12 protein-coding genes are annotated in these 20,470 nt (G+C 47.8%); 3 read left to right on the plus strand and 9 right to left on the minus strand.

What is annotated here, in order from left to right; all coding sequences use genetic code 11:
* Window positions 1-16 precede the first annotated feature (16 nt).
* The 4 genes from QT992_RS13425 to QT992_RS13440 form a co-directional block, all read right to left on the minus strand.
* On the minus strand, window positions 17-3,109 hold the full coding sequence (locus QT992_RS13425) for a methyl-accepting chemotaxis protein (RefSeq protein ID WP_333317638.1): 3,093 nt from the start codon (window positions 3,107-3,109) through the stop codon (window positions 17-19).
* 147 nt (window positions 3,110-3,256) lie between these two features.
* A complete protein-coding gene (locus QT992_RS13430) occupies window positions 3,257-3,790 on the minus strand; it encodes a chemotaxis protein CheW (RefSeq protein WP_039887356.1) in 534 nt (177 codons plus the stop codon).
* A gap of 703 nt (window positions 3,791-4,493) precedes the next feature.
* Window positions 4,494-5,732, minus strand: a complete 1,239-nt coding sequence (locus QT992_RS13435) for a response regulator (RefSeq protein ID WP_333163926.1) — start codon at window positions 5,730-5,732, stop codon at window positions 4,494-4,496.
* 243 nt (window positions 5,733-5,975) lie between these two features.
* Complete coding sequence (locus QT992_RS13440) at window positions 5,976-6,269, minus strand: hypothetical protein (protein ID WP_333317636.1); 294 nt, start codon at window positions 6,267-6,269, stop codon at window positions 5,976-5,978.
* Between the two features lie 1,099 nt (window positions 6,270-7,368).
* On the opposite strand from QT992_RS13440, the gene hmpF reads away from it, so the two are divergent.
* Window positions 7,369-9,114, plus strand: a complete 1,746-nt coding sequence (hmpF, locus tag QT992_RS13445; protein WP_333341347.1) for a pilus motility taxis protein HmpF — start codon at window positions 7,369-7,371, stop codon at window positions 9,112-9,114.
* On the opposite strand, the gene tilS is transcribed toward hmpF, so the two are convergent.
* The 3 genes from tilS to ccsB all read right to left on the minus strand — a co-directional run bounded on the left by tilS (window position 9,111) and on the right by ccsB (window position 12,238).
* On the minus strand, window positions 9,111-10,256 hold the full coding sequence (gene tilS / locus QT992_RS13450) for a tRNA lysidine(34) synthetase TilS (RefSeq protein WP_333317632.1): 1,146 nt from the start codon (window positions 10,254-10,256) through the stop codon (window positions 9,111-9,113). The genes hmpF and tilS overlap by 4 nt on opposite strands.
* Before the next feature lie 255 nt (window positions 10,257-10,511).
* A complete protein-coding gene (locus tag QT992_RS13455; protein ID WP_333288385.1) occupies window positions 10,512-10,937 on the minus strand; it encodes a KGK domain-containing protein in 426 nt (141 codons plus the stop codon).
* A gap of 230 nt (window positions 10,938-11,167) precedes the next feature.
* Window positions 11,168-12,238, minus strand: a complete 1,071-nt coding sequence (ccsB, locus tag QT992_RS13460; RefSeq protein WP_333103140.1) for a c-type cytochrome biogenesis protein CcsB — start codon at window positions 12,236-12,238, stop codon at window positions 11,168-11,170.
* A 659-nt stretch (window positions 12,239-12,897) separates the two neighbouring features.
* On the opposite strand from ccsB, the gene QT992_RS13465 reads away from it, so the two are divergent.
* The gene (locus QT992_RS13465; protein WP_333342820.1) at window positions 12,898-13,806 is read left to right on the plus strand and encodes an Rpn family recombination-promoting nuclease/putative transposase; all 909 of its coding nucleotides are present in this window, start codon (window positions 12,898-12,900) and stop codon (window positions 13,804-13,806) included.
* 41 nt (window positions 13,807-13,847) lie between these two features.
* On the opposite strand, the gene QT992_RS13470 is transcribed toward QT992_RS13465, so the two are convergent.
* Complete coding sequence (locus tag QT992_RS13470; protein ID WP_333342819.1) at window positions 13,848-13,982, minus strand: hypothetical protein; 135 nt, start codon at window positions 13,980-13,982, stop codon at window positions 13,848-13,850.
* Between the two features lie 49 nt (window positions 13,983-14,031).
* Between QT992_RS13470 and QT992_RS13475 the strand changes: the two genes are divergently transcribed.
* Window positions 14,032-18,588, plus strand: a complete 4,557-nt coding sequence (locus QT992_RS13475) for a hypothetical protein (RefSeq protein ID WP_333342818.1) — start codon at window positions 14,032-14,034, stop codon at window positions 18,586-18,588.
* A gap of 236 nt (window positions 18,589-18,824) precedes the next feature.
* Here the strand turns inward: QT992_RS13475 and QT992_RS13480 are convergent.
* Window positions 18,825-20,470: CHAT domain-containing protein (locus QT992_RS13480; protein ID WP_333342817.1), on the minus strand; the 1,646-nt coding region annotated here is incomplete at its 5' end.

A 20,470-nucleotide genomic window follows, 5' to 3' on the forward strand; every position in this document is an offset into this window, starting at 1 on the left:
AGCATTAGACAATTGATTATTGTCTTTCTGCTGTTTCTACTCGGAATCTTTCCACCGATGTCAAAAGGTCGCGAGCAACGCCCACCAAGTTTTGCAAAGCACCCGAAACTCGCTGCGCTTCTTGGGATGTTTCCTGAGCGGTCAGCTCCACGGCCTGCATCACACTGGCGACCGCGCGAGCTGTTTCGTTTTGCTCTACAGTGTCGGCAGTAATCGATCGCACTAGCACGTCAATTCGATTAGTAACTTGAATGATATCTTCAAGCGATCGCTTCGCCTGTTCTGCCAATTTTGTCCCCTCAATAACCTGCTGCGTCCCTTCTTCCATCGCCGTCATTACCGCGCCGGTTTCGCTTTGAATTTGCATCACGATCTGTTCGATTTCTTTCAAAGACTTCGCCGATCGGTCTGCCAATTGTCGCACCTCGTCTGCCACGATCGCAAAACCCCTGCCCGCTTCCCCAGCTCTCGCCGCCTCAATACTGGCGTTGAGGGCCAACAAATTCGTCCGGGAGGCGATCGTCGCAATTAAAGCCACAATCTTAGAAATTTCTTGAGAAGCTTCCGCCAACCTCTTGACTTTTCTCGTGGTTTCTGCTACCGTTTCTCGAATTTCCAAAATCCCGGCCACCGTCCGCTCCACAGCCTCGCCCCCTTTCAGAGCCGTTGCCGCCGCGCCCCGGGCCACTTCTTCGGCCTCTCTAGCGCTCTCTGCGACCCGCTGAATCGCGTCGGTGAGGACTTGCACGGAATTCAGCGTTGCCGCCAGTTCCTCAGCTTGCCGCAGCGCGTCGGAAGACAAATCGCCCGCAAACTTAGCACTATCCGTAGCGCCTTTGCTGACCTCCCGAGCCGCCTGCTTCACCTGATGGACGATTTCGCGCAGATTTTGAATTGTCAAGTTAAACGAGTCAGCAACAGCACCCAAAACGTCTGCGGTCACTTCTGCAGTCACCGTCAAGTCACCCCGAGCCGCTCCTTCCACGTCATCTAGCAAGCGAATCACTTGGCGCTGCAAGTCTTCTTTTGCCTGTTCCTGCTCGTCAGACTTGCGCCTGGTATCGCTAATCGTGGTTTGGATGACCTTCGCCATGTGGTTGAATTTAGCAGCCATTTTGCCAAATTCATCTTCCGAGTAAACCGTAGCTCGAGCATCCAAAGTTCCTTGAGATACGGCATCGAACTGAGCTTGCAAATTATCCGACGACTTGCGTACCTGCTTGGCGATCAACTGGCCGATGCCCCAAGAAGTTAAAAAGCTCGTAAAGCCTGCGGCTGCGGTCATTACCCAGCCTGTTTGGCGCAGGTAAACGATCGCCTCCGGTTTGTCTTGCCGCAGAGCTTGATAGGAGGCAATGTTGGTGACGAAAGCCACAGCTACCAGAGAAACCAGTCCGGCCCCGATTGCCGTGTACAACTGTTTTGTAAACAAAGGGGCATTTTCCAAGAAAGCCAGTCCCCCCTGTTCTACTGTTACCGAAGTATCAACCGCTTCTGTTTCTGTGGGAGAAAAAGTCGATACAGACGCATCAGCCGGGCCGCTTATGCTAAATATTTCGTCATCCCGAATTGCTGAGCCATCGCTGTTGTCAAAGTCCAGGCTGCTGCCGGTCGTTCCCATCATGCCGCTGGTGGAGTTGCCGAAATTGGTGCTACCTCTAGTCAACATCGAACTGGTGGCATCTTCTGAGATATCAAAGTCCGGCAAATTGCCTAAATCGTCAAACTCGTCAAATTCGTCTAAAAAGTCGCTGTGTTCTTGAGCGTTCCCAGCTTTTGACGACCAGGCGCTGTGGTTCTTGTCGGAGGCCCCGAAAGCTGTCGCTTGTTCGTTTTCCTCGAAAGAGAAAGAATCGCTAAAAGCGTCGTCTTCAAAAGCATCTAACTCGAAGTTGTCTCTAGAGCCAAATGCCGGGGGTTCCGAGTCCCTGTAACCGTTGCTGTTGGCCGAGGCGGGATCGACTGAATTAAATTGTCCCCGGCTCGACCTTTGACTTTGAGAGTTGGGGACAGCACCTCCCATCAACAGCGTTTCGTCTTCCGCCAGCGAATAGTTTGACGAGTAGTCCGATCCGTTATTAGGCTGTTTGTTTTGAGGTCGAGAAGACCCGAAACCCGATGAGGGCATCGCCTCGGCAAAGGGGTCTTCCTCTTCGGCATAGGGTGCGTTATGACCGTAATTTTGCCCGCTCTGGGGCGGGGATTGGTAGTCGTAGTCGGAGTTATCGTCGAATTCGTCTGGCAAATCGAGCGCAGCAAAAGGTTCGCCAAAATTGTCCGAGGGCCCGATGGGGGAGTCTAGTTGGTTCGAGTCGAAGGAATTCCCGACTTCTGAAGGGGCAAAACTTTGACCGTTGAGCATCTGAGTCGGAGCTTCTGAAAACGAATCTCCTGAGTAAGGTGCGCTTGAACCAGACAGTTTGCTGCTAGACACGTCAGCAGCATCAAACCCTCCATCATCTAAGGCAAAGGGGTCTCCAAAGTCCGAGTCGGCAAACTCGTCTATGTCTAGCGAGTCGGAGTTCTCAGCATAAGCTGCCATTCCGCCGCTGTCGCCACCAAACGGGTTAGAATGTGAGGCTAAATCTGGGACTGAGCCTGCGCCACCGTCGTCTTCTGGTTCCCACCCCAAGCCACTCATCCCCAAGTCGGCCAAGTCCTCGTTTTCCATGTCGTCTGGGGATTGACTTCTATAGGAAAGGGATGGTGAATTTCCTTGGAAAAGTCCCAAATCCGGGTCTTCTAACCCTTCATCGAGAGATAAGTCTGGGTAGAATTCTAATTCCGTTTCAGCAGACAAAGCCTCGAAATTTTCCGTTTGCAGTTCTCCCGATAAAAATTGGTCTGTGTAGGTAATTCCGTTGTGAGCGTGTTCCACCAAACTCGGGTCGTCACTCAGGCCTAGCACAACCGTGTACTGTTCCCGCGCCACCTCATACTGTTGCAGTCCGTAGCAGTAAATGTGTCCGCACAGCAGGCGAGCGCTGGGGTCTTCGGGAAAATCTTCTACTAATTGATAAACTAGGGCTGCGGCTTCTGAATAATTGCCCTCCATGTAGGCCGCTTCTGCCCGTTGGTAGTCCTGCTGAAAGTTGGTACTTGTTGCCATTTGCCGCCCTCTTTGGATTTTAGATTTTAGATTTGAGATTTTTGATTTTTATGTTGAATTGAATGTTTAGATGCGCGCCTCAAGTCGTGTGACTGTTGATGGTTAGACCCCAATCGAAAATCGCAAATCGCAAATCTAAAATCGATTTCACGCTGCCCACCGCGCCGAGCGCAGAATTTTCACTTGATCTAGCAGTCGGAGCACTTTCTGAGCTGGTGCACCTAACATCCATTCTCCCCTCAGAAATGGAATCATGCCGTCTGGTGCATTGTTCTGAGAGTGCAGTTGCTCTACGTCGAGCCAGTCCATCCCCACAATTCGATCGACTGCCAGCCCCAAAATCGTGTCTTGGTCTTCCACAGCCACGATCGGGATTTCGGGTCTATCTGTGTTCAGAGGTGTTTGGTCTCCCAGAAATTGGCCGAGGTCTGCCACCCAAATCACTCGTCCTCTCATATTTAGCGTACCTAAAAGCAAAGAGGAAACGTTGGGGATCGGTGTCATGCGGTCTGGGGACGGGGATAGTACCTCTCTAATCCCTGTCGCCGGCAGTGCGAACTCGTTCCCCGAAGGAACGTAGAACCGCAGGTGCAGCTCGCCTTCGGGAGTTTCTAGTTCTTGGAATTCCGGAGCCGGATCTACGCCTAGTCCTGGTAATATAAAGTCTGGGCTACCGCTAATCATAATTCTGACACCTGCATTTCTAGCAAAAATTGTTGAGGTTTCCCGCCAAGAATAACCCGATCGAAACTTCGATGGTCGAAACTTGACACAGCCAAGCTTGACACAGCCAAGGGGTGAATGGCGCGACTGCCGGATGCCCTTGGCAATAAATTTTCTCCGTCAATAATTGACTGCCATCAATAAATTCGTGCGACCTTTGCGGGCAAGTTAGCTCAAATCGACTACGAACAATTAATTAGAAACCCCTAAAGCTTCACTTTGTATTCCCACCGCCGTCTCAATTGGTAAAACTCTGGGTAATTTCTGCGATGAATGCTAAACCGATACTCGGATTAGCGAGGAGTTGTTGACATGGCTGGTGTCGCGACAATCATGAACGGAGTCACTTAAGACTGAGAATTGGAATCTCTGACTTTGTACAGAAATACCTAGCCATAAGTAGCTCTGTACATCAGTTTTTCGGAGCGGCTGCAAGTGGAGAACAAGTATATTATATTTGCACTTTGAGCGTGTTAGACCCACTTGGGTCTAGAAATTGAACAGAGTTTTACCGACGCGCTTATGCCAGCGCGCGGATTTATACATTCTAGTTTATGGGGCGCTCGCCAATAGTGCCCCCAGCTTTCTGTTTGGGGCGGCCGAGACTCGATCTAACCGCAGGTACAACAAAAAAGCTCCCATCATGGCATCGGTGCGAAATTTATTTTTCTTCTAATTGGTCTTCTAGCGATCGGTCTAATAATCTTTCCGAGAGATTGAGCCGAGGGTAGCCCGGACCCACATATTTTTCTACCAGCATCAATAACTCGCTTTCACCAAAAGGTTTCGTGTAAAAGTCTGTAGCTCCGGCCATGCGGGCTTTAACGCGGTCGATAAATCCGTCGATGCCGGTCAACATCACGATCGGGGTCTGCCGGAAAGCGCTAGAACTACGCAGCATAGCGCAAATTTCGTAGCCGTCGAGTTCCGGCATGGCGATGTCACACAGAATTAAATCGGGTTTGAGTGGAAACACCAAACTCAATGCTTGGAGGGGATTGCCGATCGTAGTAGCTTCGTAACCGTGTTCATTTAAAATTGACTCGACTGTTTTGCGAATAGTATTGTCGTCGTCAATACAGACAACTCTGGGAACCTTGGTTTCTGGGGACGACCATTCTTTTTTGTTGTTGGTGGGGGCAACAGAAGGTTCGTAAAATACTTGCACCAATCCCTGCTGCACAAATGGGTAAATCGCCTTAGCGACAGTGAGCACGTCTCGGTTGAGGTAGCGCGCCATTTGGCGGATCGAAGTGTGCCCGTCTGCCCAGCGTCTGAGAGTATTAAAGGTATTGACAGGCAGCGCGACTCGCAGTTCGGAGGGGTCTGAAATCACCGGGCATTGGTTGGGCGACTGAATGTGAGGGTGAAACTGCTTCCACTGCTGCACCTGTTTGACAATCTTGGCCAGCAGCGAGCTAATTTCTAAGCTGGTCAGTTGAGGAGCCAAAGCTGGGCCCATTTCAAAAGTGAAGGAACCCTGGTGGAGACTGAGCAAGTCAAATAGGGTTTCGTGGATCATGCTCTGGATGATGTTGCGCCCTTGAGCTGGGGTGAGGATGTGGTTTTCTAGCAGGGCCCATAGGTAGCCGTATTCTGGGGCATTGGTAGATGCCATATAGGGAACTTGGATTTTGTCGAGGGCGGTATCTGCTTTGTAGCGGCGCAGGTAGTCGCGCAAGCGAAACAAACTGCCCGCACTCTGGGTAGCGTAAATAATCTGACCGTTGAAGCAGAAGACATACCAGGATTGTCCTGCAAGGGAGCGCGGGGTAGGTTGAGTACCCGTGCTGCTGCCGGTGGAGGTGTAGGCCTCTACGAACAGTTCTCCGGTTCGCTGACCTAACTCAATCAATTGCAGGATGCTGCGGATGTCTATTTCACTCAAATTTCCCTGCATGCAGCTAAAGTATCCTCCTTAAAACCGTTGGCGTCTGAGCTCGGAAAGACTGTGTGCGGGCGAAAAGATTGACTTTAGTTTCCGTCAATAATTTACGCGCTGATGCTGATCTGACAATTGGGAATTGACGAAAGGGCGATACTTGCTGCCGGGTCTCGGCCGCGCTACCAGTCCACAAGCTGAAACCGCGAAACTCGCGGCATTCTCTAAGTGTAGAGTTTCACCTTCTATTCCCACTGTTGCCTATTGCCTAAACTCGTAGAATCCACATCGCACGCTTGCACGGGTTCTTCGAGTGTGCAACGCTGGCATTCCCGACGGATTCAAGCCTTCGATGCCAAAGTTTTGAAGTTTTTGGCTGAGTATGTACGTCAGTTTATCCAACACATCTTGGCGTAGGTCAACTTCAAAATACCGAGGATTCTCTGGTTTTACCGCTGCTACCAGCAGCAAGTGCCGATCGATCCCCGATGGGAACTTGAGGCTAGTCTGTTGGGTTGGATGAGTTGCGATCGAGGTTTTTTTTGGGTTTGCCACAGCCCTAAAATCAGGTGCAGTCAAAATGAACCTTGGTTGGCAGTTGTCAGGAAAACCCTCAGTGCCGATCGACCTTTTTGCTCGCCCGCGGCTCCGTCATAGGCTCGCGTCATTACCCTATTCTAAGGCAGCGCGGTTCAAATCCCTAGTCCGCCGAACCCCGGCGCCGGCTTGGGGGCAGCGATGGCTTTTCTGACGATCGACCCATAACTAAAGCGTTGTAAAATCAATACAAACTTTTGGATCGAAACGCCAGAGGCAAGCCCTTGGCTAACGACATGGGGATTTAGATTTGGGGATCAGTCGGTAGGGACTTTGAAGTCTCGTGAAACGATTGTGTTCCTAAAACCAGAGTGGTATAATTGGCACAGAGCCATTCGCCAGAGTAAGAATAACTTTCAACCCATTGAAATATCCTAGAGGGCGAGCAACCCCGGCAACGCACTAATCCGATTAATTCGGAATAGTTAAAGGGCAAATAATTGCAGCAGAGGTCACGTTCAACCTTAAAAATATGAAGAACTCAGCAAGTCTGCGCTCCGGGAGAAGTAAAGTTCTTTGAGTGAGTAGAGGGATATTTGAAGGTCCCGTTGTCGTCTTGAAGGTGGGCAAGAATCACCCGGCTTTAGACGTGGGGATGTTCAAGGACTGACCTTTTTCAGGTTTGGGCTATGGCAGTCTCCGCAGTGACAGGTAGTCTTTAATCAAGCAGCATTGGTACTGCTCTCTCATTCCTCCAGACAACTGGCGGCGGCCGTACTTTCTGGAAGTTCTCCCGTGAGGCAGTGCTATGCGTTAGTGCTGCTATAGTTAGGAAAAAATGCTATCCCCCGATTGGGCAAACGACACCAAAAAGTAAGACCTAAGTGGCAAAAAGTTATCCTTACTTGCGTATACTTATTTACTTTAGGTAAGTTGACTAAAGATCGCACACAATGTTATCTTTAGTAAAGAACCTTTGGCTTAAGGGGGATAGCCTACTTATGTTGGGATTAGCCGTCTACCCAACAGCGTAGGAAGTAAACACCACTTATCTTTTAGGCCTTTAAGTAACTTAAAGTAAGTTGGGATAGGTTTTACGAAGCAGAGGACTATTAGTGTGCTGTATCTAGCGGAAGTACAAAAACAGAAAAGCGGCTTTGGTCTCGGTGGCGGTAAGGCTGAACTGAAACTGCTAGCTTGTCAGCGGGGCGAACATAACTGGAGCGCCGTACCAGGCGATGACGGGATACCAGTTGAGGAAGCTAATAAGTTTAACGACGGCACGCTGGTGCTGGTTGAGTTGAGCGCTAGCAAGCAAGTGCAGCGGATTCAGGAGGCGGCCCGCCAGTTGGTGAGCATTCTGCAAAATTTCTCGCGATTGCAGGACAAGTTTAAGGATAAGGAAGAGGAAATTGAACAGTGGAAGGCTTCTCTGACGTTCTCGAGTCAGGAACTCAATCGCCGGGAAATGGAAATGCAAGCCCGCGAAGAGCAGTTGGCTCAAATGGAAGAGGAGTTGGAGCGACTGGAGGCTCAGCGCTCGGAAATTGAAAATACTAGAGATGAAGCTAACCGACTGCGAGAAGAAGTAGATCGCAGTCGCGTGGAAATAGAGACGGCTTGGGAACAGTTGCGGGGCGAGCAGCAACGGGTGGCTCAACAGCAGTCTGAGGTTCCCCAGGGGGCAGTAATTGATGAGCAGCAGACGCAGAGGATTCAGGAGTTGATGCAGAAGTTGGGAGGGGCAATTGCTTCGGCTCAAGGGGTGCGGGAACAACTGAATCAGTCTTTTGGTGCGGTGGGCGCTCAGCAGGCAATTCTGGATCAGCACTGGCAGCAGTTGGAGCAAAAACAGAGCATAGCTCAACAGCAACAAGAAGAGGTCGATCGACAAAATCAGAGCCTCCAAAACCGCTGGCAAGAGTGGTACCAATCTCAAGATGCTTTGGCCGGGGCTCGGGCGGAGCTTAAAGGGCAGCAAAGTACCCTCAGCGCTAAGCAGGATCAGGCTCAGTCCGTGTCTTTGCAGGTGCGGGCTGTTGAGGATCTTTACCAGCAAGTTTCCAGGCTGGCATCTGCTTCGGGTACTGCGGGTACGGAGCAGAAAGTAGATGTGTCAGCTTTGGAGAAGATGCCTGTTGATGAGTTACAGGGGCTGGTGCAACACCTGCAACAGGATTTGGAAAAGGTGTTCCGGTTTGTTAACGATCAAGAGGAGGAGTTGACTCTGCAGCGGGAGACAATCGAGGAGTTGCAAGGGAAAATTCAAGCGGCTTCCGAGTACGATCGCATGGCTTTGGAAAATGAAATGGCAGATGAACTCGAAAGTTATCAGATGTTAAACGAAACTCTGGTGGGACAGCGCCTCCGGTTGCAGGAACGGGAAGATATTTTAAAGCAGCATCAGGCGGTGCTGTGGCGGCGGCTGGGTACTGCTAATGCTCCAAAACAAGAGCGAGGAAATATTGATTTGGGGCCGATTGTCGCACAGCTCAATACTCAGCGGCAGCAGCAAAGCCAAGAATTGCAAAGACTGGAAAACGAAATTCAGCAGGTGCGGGAAGCAGTATCCCAAATTGAGGCAAATGTCAACCGCCAAAATGGGGAAAGTGAAGCGAAACGCTACGAACTCAAGCAGTTAGAGCAGAATTTGTTCAACCAGAAAGGTGCAGTGGCGCAACTCTGGGGCAGGGTGAATGTTTATCAAGAAATGTTGCAGCCGGTGCAGGACAATTTGACTGCGCTACGCCAAAAGCTCGAAGCGGTGGCGGGGGAACTCGATCGGGTGCAGGAGACGGGAGACGAGCAAAATCGGGTAGTTTCCGAGTTGCGGCAAGTCCTTTCGGGTTTGATAACAGGTTAAAATTTAAGATATAAAATTATCGAAGCGTGTTCGACTCGACCGATCGCTCCTCCAGGAAATGGATCGGTTTGCGATCGGTTGGGCGCTACGATTAAGCTGGTTAGTTTTTCTACGCTTTCAAAACTGGGCGCCGATGGCAATATTTGTTGCAGTAGTTGCCGCATTGCCCGTCGCTGCAAGGCCAGGGGTGCTTCCCGCAAAATCGGGCGATTTAACTTGACGGGAAGTTGAAAATTCACCTGCGGGCTGTCTGCAATTGGAGACATTGCTCGCTCTAGCAAGTCGCTGGCTGCAAGTTCGAGATATTCTACGTCGGCGCGGAGGAGTTCGGCTGTTTGAGCTAGGGCTTGTTGGGCTTTTGGGTTGAAATGAGTTTCCAAATAAGGCAATAATTCCGATCGAATGCGATTGCGAGTATATTGCAAGTCTTGATTTGTGGAATCTTCCCAAATGGGTAGTTTTTGCTCTTGACAAAATTGACCTGTTTGCGATCGAGTTATTTCGAGCAAGGGACGAACTAAATAGATTTTAGATTTGAGATTTTGGATTTTCGATTGGGAATTTTCATCCTGATTTTCCAATCTAAAATCGGCAGATATTTGCGAGTTGGGATTTTCGCCGGAATTCCCCACTCGAAAATCTAAAATCGGCAATCGAAAATCGAGCAGGGGTCGCGTCCAGGTGAGGGCAGAAAGTCCATCGGCGCCACTGCCGCGAATCAGGTTGTAGAGGAGTGTTTCGGCGCGATCGCTGGCTGTGTGGCCTGTAACAATGTAGGGGTAGTTGTGGGCGATCGCAATTTCGGTTAAAGCTTGATATCGCCACTGTCTGGCCGCGGCTTCTGTTTTGGGGATGTCCGAGGCTGTTTCCAAATAGTAGGATATTCCCCAGTTTTTAGCTAATTGTTCTACATGATTCGCCGAGGCTTCCGAGTCAGAACGCCAACGGTGATCGCAGTGAACAATGGCTAGGTTCCACCCCCATTTTGGCTGCAAATCTAGCAGTAATTTAATTAAACACAGAGAATCTTGTCCGCCGGATACTGCTACTAGCAATCGCTGATTTGATGGCAATATTTGTCGGTACAGCAGCGTCCTGTGAACTTGAGCGTGCAGGTGCGTCCAATTGGAAGATTCAGCCATGAGAGCAGTTTTTGGTTAAGCAAAAATCAGGAAGTTAGGATCGCGAATTAAATAACTTACAATTTTAATTGTTATTGTGGGATGGGCGTCCCGCCCGTCCTTTTTGGACGGGCGGGACGCCCATCCCACTTTCAAGAGTGGAAGTTATTTAATTCTCATTCCTTAGAAAACGAGCAGCGTTCGGGATTTAACCGATTGATTTTGAGCAAAGAATGGGAAGCATCCCCCTCTCTCAATCTCTCAGTCTTTGCCTTCCTAGCTCCACATTCCTATACTTTGGGGGTCGCGGTCTGGATACCTAGAAATAGGAAAATGATTATTTATTTCTGTTGAGTCACATTGATTTAATGGCTCATCTATATCGGTTTGAGTTGAGCTAGCTACGGCGTAGTTTTGCACGGTGTCCGATCTTTCGGCAGCGGCAGGAAGGGCTTTTTGTTCTTTGATTTCAGGTTCAAGCGGAATGAACTCCAGACGCATTCTAAGTTTTCCTTTAGTCCAGTCTTTGCCAGCACTTAATAGCTCGCAATCCAGGCCGTCTGAGAATAATTTTTCGTCTACCAATTTCGCCTGCATAATGGCCATAAATTCGCTGACTTTGAATGTACATTGATACATCAAAGCGCTGGTAGGGGCAGACACAACATCATCTTCTTGGGGAAATATTGGGGATTCGTCCATATTAATTGTCGTTATTTTAATGAATGAAGTTCGGCAACGGATTATGTAACGGATGTAACGGATGTAACGGATGTGAGGAAGACCGAAGTTATAAGAAGGAAGAGGGAGTTAATTATTAGAATCTCGCTGGTTGAGTAAGGTGGGAATTGCCCACCCTACAACCGGAGATGATATTAATCCCGATTCTTTGACTTATCCTGTTCTTCTTTGGCCCATTGGTGGATCAGGAATTAGAAAAACCAACCGTAGGAATGTAAACCTTTGCCTAACAGATTAACGCCTAGATAGCAAATCCAAACTACCACAAAACCTGTGGCGGCTAAAATTGCTGGGCGTCTTCCTTGCCAGCCACGAGTAATGCGGGCGTGCAGGTAGGCAGCAAATACCAACCAAGTAATCAGCGCCCAAGTTTCTTTCGGGTCCCAACTCCAGTATGAGCCCCAAGCTTCGTTAGCCCAAACCGCACCGGCAATAATGCCAACCGTCAGTAAGGGGAATCCTAAACCGATGATGCGATAGCTAATGTTATCAAGAGTTTCTGCTAGATTCAAGCGCTGGGGCGAGAGAAGTTCTGCGGTTTGAGTTGGCGCGGTTGATGCGGTTTGAACGGTGGCTAATTCGAGCACTGCGGTGGTGCCTAAACCGTTATTGTTGGAGTTGAAAGAGGGTTCGCTGAAAACTAAGGCGCTGTCGGCGCTGGTTTCTGCATTTTGAGGTTCGGGGTTTTGAGGGCGTTGGAGGCGGTAGTTGCCGTTGCGGTTGCTGTTGGTGCCGAAGGAACTACCGGTGAGTTCGATTTTTTGGCCGCGGGTGACGATTAAAAAGGCGATCGCCAGCAGGGCTCCTACCATTAAAGTTGAGTAACTGAGCATCATGACGCTAACGTGCATCATCAGCCAGTTTGATTTGAGGGCGGGTACTAGGGGCTCTGCAGATTGCATGGTTGCCGGCAGAGTCAGGGCTGCAAAGGCAGATATTGCCATTGCTACGGGGGATGTGGCTACTCCTACTAAGCGGGAACGACTCATGTTTTCCGCGACTAGGTGGATGGCGGTGATTCCCCAAACTAGGAAAAATAGGGATTCGTAGAGATTGCTTAAGGGGAAGTAGCCGGCTTCTATCCATCGAGAACCGAGTAAAGCGGCGATGGATAGGTTGGCGACGCCCATTCCTGCGGTTCCTAGGGCCCCCAGGTAGGGAATGCCGGGGAATGCTGCGCCAACCCAGTAAATGAGCATTGTGGAGAACAAAACGGCAAAGGAGATGTTGTCCAGCCAGTTCTGGAGTACGACCAGATCCATAAAAATTACTCCGGTAGTGTTTTTACTTATTTTTGCTAACTAGATCGATCGTACTGGCGTTGGGCAGTTTTGGGTTTGAGATTTTGAATTTTTGTGGCAATTATGAGTGATTGGCGGTTGTTGAGGTGCGAGTGGGCGATCGCGCGGACGCATCAAACAAGCTACTATTGACCCACCAGACGAGTGTCACCCCGTCAAGTCTGACTTGTTGATTCTGGCTGAGGGCTTGAGGTTGGACGAGTTCCAAGTAAGGAAACACGGAATCCTGATGGGCGAAATTCGATCGCCGATTAACAAAATTAGGACTTACGCAGATGGGGCCCGAAACCTGGTTTTAGGAAAATCCTTCGTTTTTACCCACAGATTAAGTAAAAAACCCCGTTTCTTGGTCGGGAGTGCGTCTAGGACTGAAAATATAGGATATTTTTTGATCTGGGGCGATCTGGAATCCTTTAGAATTGATTGAGCTGATTACCGATTTGCTGTTTTTGCAACCAGCAAAAAAACGGAAGCCCCCGACAATCGTTGTGGATACTCCCCAAATTTTAGACCAAAGCTCAACCTCCCAGATTTATCAAGGCGAGTCTAATCTAAAATCTAAGATCTAAAATCGACTGACGGTTCGAGCATTTGCATAGGTTAGAGGAGATGTTGGGTTAATGCGTCGAGATTCAATATTTTACAAGTTATTTCAAGAAGCTCCGACGCTGCTGTTTGAGCTATTGGAAGAGTCACCATCGAATGCGGAACAGTATCGATTTGACTCCGTGGCGGTGAAGGAACCGAAGTTTGAAATTGATGGGGTGTTTTTGCCACCGGATGCTGAGCCTGGAGTTGTATATTTCTGTGAGGTGCAGTTTCAGCGGGATGAATTGCTTTATGAGCGATTGTTTGGTGAGTCGTTTTTGTATTTTTATCGCAACCGTCAGCGATTTACAGATTGGGAAGCGGTGGTAATTTATCCGAGTCGATCGACTGAACAATCAGAAACGCATCCGTATAGATCGCTCTTGAACTGCAATCAGGTGCATCGCGTATATTTGGATGAGTTGGGGGATATTGAACAGTTGCCGCTGGGGGTGGCGCTGATGGCTTTGACGACTATCGACGAAGCGAGTACGCCGGAAGCGGCGCGATTGTTGCTGGCGCGATCGCAGCGGGAGGAATCTGAGGCAGCGAGTCGCGCCATAATAGAGATGCTGACGACAATACTGGTTTACAAGTTTACAAGTTTGAACCGAAGGGAGGCAGAGGCGATGTTAGGGATTACGCTTGAGGAAACTCGGTTTTATCGGGAAGCTAAGGAAGAAGGCATCGAACAAGGCATTGAACAAGGCATTGTGCAAGGCATTGTGCAAGGCCGCGAACAAGAAGGAAGAGCCTTGATTTTACGTCTGTTAAATCGCCGTCTGTTAAATCGGCGAGTTGGAACATTACCGGAATCTATCACCACTAAAATTGCTGATTTGTCGATCGAGCAAATTGAAACTCTAGCAGAGGAATTGTTAGATTTTCAGTCGATCGAGGATTTAGAGGTTTGGCTGGAGAATTTGCCGCAGGGAGATTGATACGAGGTTAGGAATTGCACTGGAGGGGGCGATCGCGCCATTTACGCGCACCAACACATCAAACGTACTCCCCCTCTACTTCCTGGGTTTTGGGGTTCTTTTGCTGCATCCGCCGTTGCTGAGAGGATTTTGAGGGTGCGATCGCACATAATGGTTAACAGATAACGATGTGGCAAGTTTTATACTGCAACCTTTTTAAGCAGAGATTAAAAAGAGAGGGACGATATGACTTTTGCTGGTGGGGTAGCAGACAAACTAGGCAATCGCTATGAAGGTCGGTGGACTGTGCATTGTATGCTTGATGTCATGGATGAGAAAGCCGATTCTATTAGTCTAGAACCACCAGGTATAGACGGCATAGAGTTTTTTATTCGTCGAAATGGTAAATTGGAGTATCATCAAGTTAAGCGACAAAAAAGTGGGCTTGGGCGCTGGACACTAAAATCTTTGCAAGATCAACAAGTTCAAGTCCTATCTGACTTTTGGAGAAGTCTTAGTAATCCAGATGTTTCTTGTGTATTTATTTCTACTCAAGATGCAGAAGAATTGCAAAGGTTAGCGATGGATGCAAGAGATGCTGCATCATTGACAGAGTTTGAGCAAACTTATCTTAATAAAAAACTATCTGGTCACTTCGATACGCTCCTTGAGAAATGGGGGAATTGTTCTCGCACAGATGCTTACGAAGCGATCAAGCGAGTCAAAGTGGAAACAGTTGGCGAGCAATTTCTGGTTAATACTGTTGATAATCGTTTAGCAGCTTTAGTTGAGGGCGATTCAAAAACTGTAAGGATTGAACTGGCTGAACTAGCACTAAACAGAATTAGGAATGAGTTAACAGCACATGATATCTGGCATTACCTATTGGAAGAAAGAGGCTATCGCCGTCGCGAGTGGGGCAAAGACCCTCACGTTTTGGCTGCTGTCGATCGAGTGAACGATCGCTACCTTTCTCGTTTGCAGAAAGAAGCGATCGCAGGAGCAGTAATCCCCAGAGATGAAGTAGACATTATTTTAAATAAGCTCACCTCACTAGATAGTAAAGGCGGTGTATTAGTTGCAGGTGAAGCTGGAGTTGGTAAAAGCGGCGTCATTCTTCAAGCTGTGGAAGCGCTTCGTAAAGAGGGTATCCCGTTAATAGCTTTTCGGGTAGATCGTTTAGACCCAACAGACTCACCCGATCTAATCGGAAAACAGCTAGAAAATTTACCCGGTTCTCCTGCTCATGTTCTAGCAAATATTGCACAAGGGCGTGATTGTGTCCTGATTATCGATCAGCTTGATGCTGTAAGTAAAGCTTCTGGTCGCAATTCTCAGTTTTTTGAATGTATCGATCTAATCATCGACCAGGTTAAAGCTTATCCACAAATGCGTCTACTACTAGCCTGTCGCAAGTTTGACCTAGATTATGACTGCAGACTTAAGCGTTTAACAGGTGAGAATGGCATTGCCGAGACAGTGATAATTAGCCGCCTGTCTCACGAAAAAGTGCGAGAGATGGTTGCAGAACTGGGATTAGATAGCAGCTTACTGAACAATAAGCAACTTGAATTGTTATCTATTCCTTTGCACTTGAGATTGCTAGCCGAAGTTGCAGAAGTTTCAAAAGCTAATGTCCTCAACTTTACGACAGCCAAAGATATATACGATAAGTTCTGGGACTATAAAAAGGATGTTATTCACGGTCGGCTTGGTGCTTCTGAGCATTGGACGGATGTAATATACACTCTCTGTGATTACATGAGTAAACATCAGAGGTTGTCTGCTCCCAAAGCTCGTGTGGATAAATATGGAAAGACTGCTGAATGGCTGGCATCCGAACACGTATTGATTCTAGAGGGGCAGCAGTATTCATTTTTTCATGAAGGTTTTTTTGACTATGCTTTTGCCCGTCGTTTTGCAGGTGAGGATCAGGAATTATTGGAGTTTTTGGGAAATAGAGAACAGCAACATCTGTTTCGCCGCGCTCAAGTTCGCCAAATCTTAGTTTACGAGCGGGATGCAGAGCGCGATCGCTATCTTGCCGACCTCCAAGCTTTACTCACTAGCTCTAACATTCGTTTTCACATAAAAAAGGTAGTATTTTCCCTGCTTGCAGCGCTAGATGACCCCACACAAGAGGAGTGGGAAATTATAGCCCCCTTGATGGGTGACGAATCCGAGCCTATCACACAACAAGTCTGGCGAACTTTGCGTAGCTCGGTTCGTTGGTTCCAACTACTAGACTCTCTACGATTAATAGAAAAATGGCTCAGGGATGAGAACGACGAGCGTATCGAGCAAGCGATAACGCTGCTATCTATTATGCAGAGGCAGATACCGGAGCGGGTGGCTGAGCTAGCAGAGCCTTTTATTGGCGTATCAGAAGCATGGCAGAATCGGCTAAACCACCTTATACAAGGGGCAGAACTTGTTCCTTCTCGTCGTTTTTTCGACTTTTTCCTGCGACTGATTGGTGAAGGGATTCTGGACGAACCACGAGAAATAATCGATTTTAATCGTGACTTCTGGATGAGAATAGATTCTTTACCGAAACATCGTCCAGAATGGGCTTGTGAAGCTATTGGTTGCTATTTCAATCGGTATTTAGATTTAAGTATTGCTGCTGGACAACCCAATTTGTTCGATCGAAGCTCTAGCGCCCTACCTTACAGCAATTTTTCAGAAGAAATTTTAATAGCAAGCGTCCGTAATGCTCCCAGAGCTTTTATTAACTACTTACTTCCTTTTATGCTTCGGGTGATGGATCTAACCTCTCTGAAGCAAAATAATCCACCTTGGCCTGATTTGGTCTGGTATTGCCGAATTTATGGTAAAGGCTATGAGATTCATGATGCCTTATTAAGTGGAATGGAAGAGGCAATATCGAATTTGGCTGCGAACCATCCTGAAGACTTTTCGCTCCTCGCAGAGCAGCATCTTCGTAACTCCAATTTTGAAACAATCCAGTTTCTGTTGATTCGTGCCTACACTGCGAATGGAGAAATATTTGCCGATGAAGCCATTGATTACCTCTGCGAAAAACCAGTACGACTCAAAACAGGATATTTAGTGAGTAATGGAAATACTTTGGCTGCTCCCTATTGGACTACCAGACAGCTAATAGAAGCAACTACTCCAAATTGCAATGAAGAAAAGTTGTTACAACTTCAAGCAATCATTTTTGATTACTACACAGATGATGAAAAAAATTATATAGGTCGTCAATTTCGAGGTTATTCACAGCTAGTTTTATTAGATGCTATCGCTGTCTCTCGACGCACAGACGCAATTAATCATCGGCTACAAGAATGGAAACGCAAGTTCACAAGCTTAGAGTGGCTAAAGCCTCTCGGCAAAATAGAACCTCCAAAGTCAAGCGAAGCTTGGCTTGTTGGTTCTCCAATTCCTAATAAAGCAGCAACCAACATGACGGATAAGCAATGGTTAAAGGCTATTGCTTGTTATGATTACAATGATGTTAGAACTGGATTTCAGCGGACTGGGCAAATAATAGGTGGAGCTTATGAGTTATCTAGACTTTTAGAAAGCCAAGTAAAAAAGGAGCCTTTGCGCTTTGCTGGATTAATAGGGCGGTTTCCCGATAGCGCGAATTCATCTTATTTTAATGCAGTTTTACGCGGTCTTGCAGAAGTTGATATAGATTTTGAAACTGCTTTTATGGTATGTCAGCTTTGCCACCAATTACCTAATTATCCTTGTGGTCGTTCGATTAGTTGGCTGATGGGGAAATTAGCTGATTTAGCTTGGTCTCAAGAGGCTTTTGATATTGTAACTTGGTATGCCTTAAACGACCCTAACCCAGAACAAGAGACTTCCAACGGACAGGTTTACTATGGTGGTGATATTTTAAATGCTGGAATTAATTCCACGCGAGGTAGTGCTGTAAGTGCCATCGCTAAACTAATTTTTGCGGATAAAAATCGCGGATCTTACTTTCGGGAACATCTCCAACAGATAGTTCAAGACTCTTCGATTGCTGTTAGATCGTGTGCTGTTGAAGCACTAACAGCAATGTTGAATTATGACCGAGATTTAGCTGTCAGCTTGTTTCAGCAACTTTGCAATACCGAAGATGCACTTCTAGGAACTCACACTGTTGAGGATTTTTTGTACTATGCTTTACAAACGCATTTTAAAGTGCTGGCATCGATTGTTGAACGGATGATTATGTGTGAGTTACCGGAAGTAGTAAAGGTTGGGACTAGACAAGCCTGTGTAGCATCTCTAAATATCGAAGAGGCACGTTGGCTGGCAGAACTTTGCCTGTCTAGTACAGAAACTCATCGCATCGCTGCTGCTGAAATATTTGTAACTAACTTTCGTATAGCACACTTTCGGGAGTTTTGTGAAAATAAATTAATATCTTTTTTTGATGATTCGACTGAAAAAGTGCGTTCTCAAGCAGCTAGGTGCTTCTTGCATCTTGAGGGAGATGAACTGGGTGATTACATCTGTTTAGTGGAGGCATTTGTTGATAGTCGAGCATTTTATAATGACGACTACAACTTAATTCATGCCTTGGAAAAGACAACAGCTAAACTTCCAAATGAGGTTACTTATCGAGTGTGCGATCGCTTTCTCGAAGGCTTGAGGTCAGATGATTCTGATATTCGTCAGCGTGGAAGGATTAAAGCAGACCAAGTTAGTAAATTAGTCCTGCAATTGTACAGTCAAAGCCAAGACAAAAACCTACAAGTGCGTTGTCTTGACTTGATTGACTTTATGACTCAGATGGAAGTTTACAAATTGGCTGAGGTGCTAACGCAATATGATAGATAAAAGCGAGTCTGTTTCCCGTGTGGGGTTGCTGAAGCGAAGTAATGGAAATAGGGAATTGCCTTCGTGATGGCAGCACAGATTAACTTAAAATGGAAGAGACGTTACAAAACCGGCAATTATCAGTACCCCTCCATTCATACTTCCTCTCTCACAATTTGCTAAGAGTCGATCGCCCGCAAAGTCAAACAGTCGATCGCCCGCAAAGTCAAACAGTCGATCGACTAAAACAAACCTTATTACCAAGGATTGCCAATCATTCTAAAAGCAGACCAATAATAAGGATGAGAGAAATTCTGACTCGTCGTGTTTGCCAATTCCGGGGGTAACGGCAGATTGCCAACAGAAGTGTGCAGCATCCCCCCTTCAATTCGCACTTCTCCCCGCAACATCGCTAATTGCGCTTGCCGCAGTGCTTCTGTTTTAATCGGAGCAGTTTTTAACTGCCCGTAAAACTCCGTCATCAAACCCAAACTGCCCTCGTCGCTGACATACCAAAGAGTCGCCATAGCCGATTTAACCCCGGCTTGCACGGCTAAACCGCCAAAGCCCAACTCGGCCTCTCGATCGCCCACAGCAGTCTTGCAAGCACTCAAAACTAACATTTCAACTTGCGGGCTGTGCCAATTCATTTGCCGCAACTGATCCAAACGCAATTTAGTATCCCACAACTGAATAAAGGATTGGCTGGGCTCTCCCGATCGAAATTCGGCGTGAGTAGCCAAGTGAATCATCCCAAAAGGATACTGCTGGCGCTGCGATTTCAAATTAGCCAGGGTGAAAGCTTCGTTCAAGAAAGACTTGCCCGGCCACTGCTGCGGCGTGATTGTCGATACTTCTAGTTCCACCGCAGGTAAAGGACTCATCTCTGGAAATTGCGACGCCCCCATTGCCAGAACTTGGGTATTTTTAAAATTGGTGGCGCTGGTATCCGTCAAACTGAGACTCGGCATCGATCCCACACTGTAACGCTCTACCAGAAAGCCTTTGCCGTCGTGCAGGGCACCCATCGGTATCGATCGCAACCCCATATCTGAGATAAAAGATAAATTCTCAATGCCTTTAGCTTGCAACTCTGCTTCGAGCGGCGCTACTATCCACTGGTAGAGCTGCTGAGCCAATGGCAAATAACTTTTAGTATTGCGCTTTACCGGATTAGTCAGTTCAGTACGAAATCTCCGAACAGCTTCCATTACCTCGGCGCGAGAGGTTCCAGAGATGCGCTGGCGAACGGGCACGCCTTCCGGGGCGATCACCATCATTTCCAGTTCGTCAGAGGCTTGAATTTGCTGTTCTACGCGCAAAACGGGGGAACTGCTGTAAGGCCGAGCGACTGTAGAACCCCTGGGTACAAAGCTGATATAAATGAGAGCTGGTTTGATGCCTGTGGCTTGTTGGACGCCACGAAGGGTATTTTGGGCATCTTCTAGGGTGGCGATCGCATTTGTTGATGGCAAATTTAGGTAATCGACAAACTCGCTGGTAAATCTATCCTCGACGGGAAAAATAACAGCGCCGAGGTTAGGTGGCAACTTGGAAGCGTCAAGATTCGCAGACGCGGGAGGTGAATTGCGCTGTTGCAAGGAATTAGATATCTGGTTTTGCTCTTGCAAGCTGGGCGAAAATAAACGATTTGTGCTGGGAGGCTGGTTGGCTGCGAGCACCTGTGTCGGTATCGGTGCGAGATTTATCGGCGCAGCAGCAGGCGCAACCACTGGATTTGGAGTAATTGTGGGTGCGATCGGCAAAACATTGGATACCGGCGCTGGATTGGGAGTAATTGTGGGTGCGATCGGCAAAACATTGGGTACCGGCGCTGGATTGGGAGTAATTGTGGGTGCGATCGGCAAAACATTGGGTACCGGCGCTGGATTGGGAGTAATTG

The sequence above is a fragment of the Microcoleus sp. T3_D1 genome (assembly GCF_036700405.1).
GTDB lineage: Bacteria > Cyanobacteriota > Cyanobacteriia > Cyanobacteriales > Microcoleaceae > Microcoleus.

Bases quoted from the DNA above. Each gene is read 5' to 3' on its own strand.
- QT992_RS13435 (WP_333163926.1), bottom strand. From the start codon at position 5,732: ATGCAGGGAAATTTGAGTGAAATAGACATCCGCAGCATCCTGCAATTG.
- QT992_RS13455 (WP_333288385.1), bottom strand. From the start codon at position 10,937: ATGGACGAATCCCCAATATTTCCCCAAGAAGATGATGTTGTGTCTGCC.
- ccsB (WP_333103140.1), bottom strand. From the start codon at position 12,238: ATGGATCTGGTCGTACTCCAGAACTGGCTGGACAACATCTCCTTTGCC.
- QT992_RS13465 (WP_333342820.1), top strand. From the start codon at position 12,898: ATGCGTCGAGATTCAATATTTTACAAGTTATTTCAAGAAGCTCCGACG.
- QT992_RS13475 (WP_333342818.1), top strand. From the start codon at position 14,032: ATGACTTTTGCTGGTGGGGTAGCAGACAAACTAGGCAATCGCTATGAA.
- tilS (WP_333317632.1), bottom strand. From the start codon at position 10,256: ATGGCTGAATCTTCCAATTGGACGCACCTGCACGCTCAAGTTCACAGG.
- QT992_RS13425 (WP_333317638.1), bottom strand. From the start codon at position 3,109: ATGGCAACAAGTACCAACTTTCAGCAGGACTACCAACGGGCAGAAGCG.